Annotated in this window: 4 protein-coding genes; all 4 read right to left on the bottom strand. The window is 73.2% G+C overall.

The window, feature by feature from the left end:
- Positions 1–1803 (bottom strand): type VII secretion protein EccE (gene eccE / locus FK529_RS18265; protein WP_146563909.1); only part of this gene is annotated, 1803 nt, incomplete at its 3' end.
- A complete protein-coding gene (mycP, locus tag FK529_RS18255) occupies positions 1803–3224 on the bottom strand; it encodes a type VII secretion-associated serine protease mycosin (protein WP_158635154.1) in 1422 nt (473 codons plus the stop codon). The genes eccE and mycP, both read right to left, overlap by 1 nt.
- A 14-nt stretch (positions 3225–3238) precedes the next feature.
- Entirely contained in the window at positions 3239–4807 is a 1569-nt protein-coding gene (gene eccD / locus FK529_RS18250; RefSeq protein ID WP_146563905.1) for a type VII secretion integral membrane protein EccD, read from the bottom strand.
- Positions 4808–4813: 6 nt separating this feature from the next.
- On the bottom strand, positions 4814–6589 hold the full coding sequence (locus tag FK529_RS18245) for a MinD/ParA family ATP-binding protein (protein ID WP_146563903.1): 1776 nt from the start codon (positions 6587–6589) through the stop codon (positions 4814–4816).
- Between the last annotated feature and the right edge of the window lie 47 nt (positions 6590–6636).

The raw sequence follows: 6636 nt of genomic DNA, 5'->3' as shown, positions 1-6636 counted from the left end.
CGCCGCGACCTGCGGCGCCCGCGCAACCGGACGCTGCGCGGTGGGCTGGGGAACGGTCCCGCCGGGGGCCAGCCGTGGTGGCGCGGGCACCTGGCGCGGCATCCGCTGCGCCGGCGGCTGCGGCGCGGCGCCCGCGATCGGCTGCGCGTCGCAGTAGCGCAGTTCCTCGTCGGTGGGATTGAGGACCACGTCGAACGGAACGCGGCGGCCGATCCGCACGCGCATCACCGACGGGGATGCCTGCTCAACGACGATGTCGGCGTTGGCGCGTAGGGGTGCGCTGCCCGGCGCACGCAGCGTCAGCATGGTGCGCTCGGGCACGGCATCGGCCGGCGCACCGTCGAAGACCGTGAGGTCTGCCGCGCGGCCGCCCGGACCGTCGGCGATGCGGAACCGTGCCGGATCGGCGAGCGTGGCCGCGAGCGTCGCCCACTGCGCGGGTCGGTCTGTGTGCACGGCGACCGAGGCGCCCGCGCCGACGGAACGCAGCAACACCAGCTGCAGCGGGATCAGCTCGGTCGCGAACTCGACGACCAGCGTCTCAGGGACGGGCGAACCGTCGAACAGAGGCAGCGCCACGGCGTCGGTACCGGAGACACCCCAGACCGGGCCTGCGGGTCCGACGGGGATCTCCACTGCGCCGAGGTTATCCAGCCGCGCCGACGGCAGGTCGACGACGCTCGAACCGCCGCCCGGCAGCGTGGCACGGGCCAGCTCCATCTGGCGGCCCGGCATGGGCACGAGCGCGTCGTCGAGGTTGTCGACGATGGGCACCGCGGTGTCGTACCGGACCAGGCCGCTGATCTCCACCGGCGCCTGCGCGTCGGCCTTGCGCATCCGCAGCACCACGGAGGTGCTGTCGCTGTCGAGACCCCACCAGCGGTCGAGCTTCTCGGTGGACGTCCGCACGGGGTCGACGAGGTAGGTGGTGGCGAACTCGGCATCGTGCTCGATGTACCGCCAGTTCTCGGTGCCGCCCAGCGGATCGGCGCCGAAGGTCATGGCGGCGTCCAGCCCGCCGAGCTCCGCGGCGGGCAACGCGCGGGCGCGGATGAGGCGCTCCTGCAGCCGCTGCTCGAGGCGCCGGGTCGCGGCCATGAGAGCCTTCGGGCCCGCCGTACGCGACGGTCCGCGACGCACGATGCCCGCGAGGTTGCGCTGCGTGTCCACGCGCAGGACCAGCCACGTCGATCGCTCCGCCATCGCGGCGTAGAACCGGACGCCCTGCGAGTACGAGGCGCGGTACGCGGGCCCCGGCGGCACCCGCCGGCCGACGGAGACGATGTCGATGTCCACGTCGAGGCCGTACTGCGTCATCATCGTCGCGAGCAGATCCAGGGGCACTGTCTCCGCGGCGAAGGCGCGCCCCTCACGCAGCCGCGTCTCCGCCGGGTCAGCCGTGAGCTCGATCGCCGAGACCAGTTCGAAGCCGTCGCCCTGCCGCACGCCGACCCCGTCGACGTCGAGGACGCCGCCGGGGATGCCCCCGGCCGAGCGCCGTCGCCGCCGGAAGTAGCGCAGCCGCGCGCCGATCTTCTCGCTGAGTACGGAGCCCCGCACCGAGACGAACGCGACGACGGCGCCCAGCACGATGAGCGCGATCACCGACCACATCGGCCAGCGGCCGCCGACCAGCGCGACGAGGCTCACCGAGAGCACCGCCCAGATCAGGGCGCGGCGCAGCGAGAGCCGGATACCCACGGGTCGCCGTAGGCGCGCGACCTCGGGGTGGGCCCGGACGTCGGCCGCCGGGGCCGCCGGGGCCGCCGGCGCGCCGGTCTCCGCCGTCGGGGTCTCGGTCATCACGACCTCCGCTTCCGGCCGGGCCGCAGCAGCGCGACCATGCCGCCGATCACCACGAGCACCACCGCGCCGGCGCCGGCCACGATCGCCGCGGTCCGCCGCGGCCGGGTGTCGGGGTCGGGCGGGGGCGGTGGGACCAGCAGCTTCTCCACCGACTGGGGGTCGATGTCCGCGTCGATGTCGGGCACCTTCGCCGTGAGCGCCGCCACCGGGTCGATGAGCCCGCGGCCCACTTTGTTGTCCGTGCCGCGGCCGGGCGCGTGCGCGGTGGCGACGAGGCGTGCAGCCGCCTGGGTCGCCGACAACTGCGGGTACCGCGAGCGCACCAGCGCCGCTGCGCCGGCCGCGTAGGCCGCCGCGAACTCGGGTCCGGCGAAGGGCACCAGAGTCCGCTCGACGGGCGAGCCGTTGACCACGCCGTCGCCGCTACGCGAGCTCAGCGAGACGATGCCCGCGCCGGGCGCGGACACGTCGAGCCAGGGTCCGTTGAGGGATCCCGGCAACGGCGTGCCCTCCGCGGTGGTGGCGCCGACGGAGAGCACCTGCCCGTCGAACCAGTTCGGGGTGGCGACGGTGGTCACCCGCCGCCAGCCGCGCGGGTCGTCGGGCCGCCCGGGGTCCGGATCGGGATTGGCCTTGCACTCGTTCGCTCCGACGGTGCCGCCCTGCCGATCCGTCGCGCCCGCGCCGGCCACGACGAGTGCGTCCTTGGCGCGCAGCGCGTACGCCACCGCACCACCGATCTCCCGCTGGCGGAACTGGTTGTCGGCGGCCATGCACACGGGCTCGGGCACGACGATCACCTTGGCGCCGCGGTTAGCGGCGCGCACGATGGCCCGGGCGATGCTGCGGGCGTTCACCGCGGCGCGGCTGAGGTTGGGGTCCTCGCTGTCGGCGGGGCTGTTCTGCAGGGAGAATCCGGCGGAGTCGACGCGAATGGACATGATGCGCGCGTCCGGGGCGATGCCGACGAAGCCATCGCCCGCCGCGGGCTGCGCGCCCACGATGCCTGCGACCAGCGTGCCCGTCCCGTCGCAGTCGAGCAGGCCTCGATCTCCTGCCACCATGTTGTCGCCCGCGCCGTCGAGGCCGCGCAGGCGCGCCTGGCGCCGCACGCCGGTGCTCAGCACCGCGACCGTGACTCCGGCGCCCGTGGAGAACCGGTGCGCCTCGTCGATCCGCAGGGTGTTCGCCGGCGCGGGGGCGGCGGCCAGGTTCGAATTCGGCAGGACGCCCGGCTCGACACAGCGCGGATTGTTGCTGCGCAGCGGGCGCTCCGGGCCGTCGGTGTCGGGGGGCGCGGCGCCGATATCGGCGACGGGCGGCACCACCGCGCCGGACACCGCCGGCGCCCAGCCACCGGCGGTGACGACGGTGGCGGCGACGACGGCGATCGCAGCCGCCCTCGGGAAACGGAGCACGGACCCCAGCCCCTCTACTTCAGGAACGACAGGTCGAGTTCGCGCATCGCGGCGAACAGGCGGGTGCACCACAGTGCGAGTAGGACGACCGCGAAGATCGCCAGCTTCTCGCCCGTCTCGATGCGGCCGAGGAGCCGCGCGGAGAGCGGGCGGCCGTGGCCGCCGCGATCGGTGGAGACTCGGTCGGCCAGCAGCAGGCCGCCCGCGCCGAAGGCGGCGAGCACCACGGCGCTGAGCACGATCACCACGAGCCGGCCGAGGTCCGAGTCGATGGCGTCGACGAGCACCACCGCGAGGCCCGCAGCGATGACGAAGCCCGCCACGAAGAAGACGGTGGCGTGAACCCGGTCGTCGAGGGTGCGGCCGCGGAGCACGCAGATCACCGAAGTCAGGACGGCGATCGCCACCTCGCCCCAGAAGTAGTGGCTGCGCGGCACGATCACGGTGAGCGACGAGACCACGAGGATCCCGGCGATCGCGATGTAGAAGCCGGTGAGCAGCTTGGCCGCGGTGCGGGCCTTGCGCTCGAGGCCGGTGTTCTCCTGGGCGCGCGCCAGCTCGGTGGTGCTCTCGTCGTCGAAGGTGTCGACGTGGTACGCCGCGTCGAGTTCGGTGCGGTCGATGTCCTCACCGGGAGGAGGGAGCGGGTCCGGCCGGACGCGGGCGAGCAGGAGCGCCCAGCCCTGTGCCCAGTTCGCCAGCAGCAGACCGCCGATCACGCCGATCGCGGGGATCGCGGGCCGGCCGAGCGGGGTGTACGCGAAGAGTGCACTCGCGACCACGGCCGCGGCGGCGGTCAGGCCGAGCGCGGCCAGTACCGCTGCCCCGAGACCGCTCGCGCGGCCCAACACGACGATGCCGAGCAGCGCGAAGATCGACCCCGTGAGGATGTTCGCGGCGGTGAAGGCACCGTCGGCCCCGCCGTCGGGTGGGATGAGCACGAACCCGGCCGCGAAGAGCACCGGGACCGCGGCCAGCTGTAGCGCGTACGCCACCTGCGGCGCCTGGTACTGCCGGTCCGCCGACACCGCGGCGAGCACCACGACGATCGAGGCGAGCGCCGCCACCGGGAACCACCACAGGACGCTGGAGTGCGCGAACCACGCGATGAGCACCAGCGCGCCGAAGACCGTGGCGCCGAGCACCAGTGCGAGCAGCCCCAACGCCCGCGCCGTCGCCGATTCGAACCGGCGGAAGCGCTGCCGACAGAACTCCTGGATCGCGTCGGCGGTGCTCTCGATGAGCGGCCGGAAGGTCTGGGTCGAGAAGGTCTCGGACAGGATCAGCCGGTCCCCGTCCAGGACGCCGGCGTCGGCGAGGGACTTGTCGCGGGGCAGCTGGGTGCCGCCCTCACGCGCGAAGGTCCAGGCTCCGGTCGTCGAGAAGTCGTGGTCCGGGAAGATCTGCTCCAGCCCGGGGATCACGGAGTCCATCACGACGGACAACCGTCGGCGGGCCAACAGGCTCCGCTCGACGGAGTTCTCGCCGACCTCGACCAGGACGCGCACCTGTTCGGGGACGGCGGATCTCCCGGGGCCCGCGTTCTCGGTTCCGGCGGGCTCCGGGGTGATCGGGAAGACCATCGGGCGTCAGCGTCCCTCTGTCGTGCGCACCTGCTGCAGCTCGGCGAGCTTCTGGGCGGCCGGCGGCTCGTAACCCGAGTTGAAGCCGTCCGCCAGGTCCGCCGCCAGCTCCTCGAACGCTCGCACCGTGCGCTTGCGCAGCAGATCGATGTCGATCGGCTGGTCCGAGTCGAGGTGCGGGTCGTACGGGATCTCGTGCACACGGAGCTTCTGCCCGGCGCGGAAGAGTTCGTCGAACTGCTCGACGGAGACGCTGCCTCGGCGCTTGGTGTGGTTGATGACCACGATCGTGTTCGCCAGCAGTCCGTGCCAGCCGTGGTGGCGCAGCCAGTCGATGGTGGCCGCCACCCTGCGCACGCCGCGGGTCGTCGCCGAGGCGGGCAGGATCAGCGCGGAGGAGATCTCCAGCACGCCGGTACCCGTCGGGGTCTGCAGGCCGCGGCCGGCGTCGACCACCGCGAGGCTGTAGTGCGGACGGAAGATCGAGTACAGGTCCAGCACGTCGTCGTAGTCGGCGACGTCGCGGCCGTTGAAGCGCCACGGCGTCGGCAGCACGTGCAGGTTGGTCGAGGTCACCGCGAGGTGCTTGTCCACCTGGTTGCGGTCCGACAGGTCACTCTGCTGGATCAGCGTGCGCGCCGTCGAGCCGCCCTGGTGCCACGCGGTCACCTGGTCGAGGTCGCCGCCGTCCGGGTCGAGGTCGAGCGCGACCACGTTGTCGGCGCGGGTGCGCTCGAGGATCTGACCGAGCACGCCCACCAGCAGCGTGCCGCCGGCATTGTCGGCGAAGACGCTGGTCACGTGGAACTTGTGCTTCGGGACGCGGATGCGGTGCACCAGCTCCGCGTGCTCCTGATCGTTGGCGCTGGGGCCCACGTCGAGGCCCACCCTGCGCATCCACGCACGCCAGCCGGACACCCGCACGGCCGAGTCCGAGAACCGGATCTGCTGGTTGAACGACGACGACGCGGTCGACATCGGCGCCGAGAGCGACTCGCCCACCGGGCGCACCGGGGCCTGCTGGTGCTGCGGCACCATCGGCGCGGCGGGGCCCTGCACGGGCCCGGGCGCCTGACCGAAGACCTGCGGCGCGGCCGGGCGCTGGATCGGTCCCGATACCTGGGGCGCCTGGAACTGGCCGGTCGGCGGCACACCCTGGAACGGCGCCTGGGTGTTCTGCGCCGCACCGGGGACGAAGCCGTTGTGGCCGCCCTGCCACTGCTGCGGCTGCTGCGGCTGCGGCACGGAGGCCGGAGCGGGGATGGGATGCACCGCCTGCGCGCCCGACGGTGTCGCGGCAGCGGGAGCGTCCGTCGTGGGGGCGTCCGCATTCGACGCGTCGATCGTCGGGACGTCCGTCGTCGGGATGCCGTTCGTGGAGACGTCGGCCGTGGGCGCATTCGCCTCCGCGGCGCCCGGCTTCGGGGCGTCCACCGACGGGAGACCAGTCTCGGGGGCATCCTCCTCGGGGGCGAGGGCCTGATCGTCGACGACGACCGGCTGCTCCGCGGTGGGCCGCTCGTCCGCGGCGACAACCGCGGGCTCCGCGGTGGGCACAGTGGGCACGACGGCAGAACCGTCGAGGTCGTCGACCTCGGGGAGCTCCGGCTCCTCCCATTCGCCGCTCACGGGCTCGGGCAGCGGGCTACCCGACGGGTCGGCCGGGCGCACCACCGGGACGGCCGCATCGGTCGAGGGCAGGGTCGCCGCGTGCGAGCCGGTCTCATCCGAGCTGTTCTGCGGCACGAAAGGCACCCGAACATTGGTAGCTGCGTCGCTCATGGACTGCACCTCTCTCAAAGGAAGAATCGTTTGCAGGCTAATACACA

This window comes from Tsukamurella asaccharolytica (genome assembly GCF_007858435.1).
Lineage (GTDB): Bacteria > Actinomycetota > Actinomycetes > Mycobacteriales > Mycobacteriaceae > Tsukamurella > Tsukamurella asaccharolytica.
This window is presented reverse-complemented; position numbering and strand designations above follow the sequence as displayed.

Coding starts and splice junctions, on each gene's coding strand:
- FK529_RS18245 (WP_146563903.1), bottom strand. CDS start 6,589: ATGAGCGACGCAGCTACCAATGTTCGGGTGCCTTTCGTGCCGCAGAAC.
- eccD (WP_146563905.1), bottom strand. CDS start 4,807: ATGGTCTTCCCGATCACCCCGGAGCCCGCCGGAACCGAGAACGCGGGC.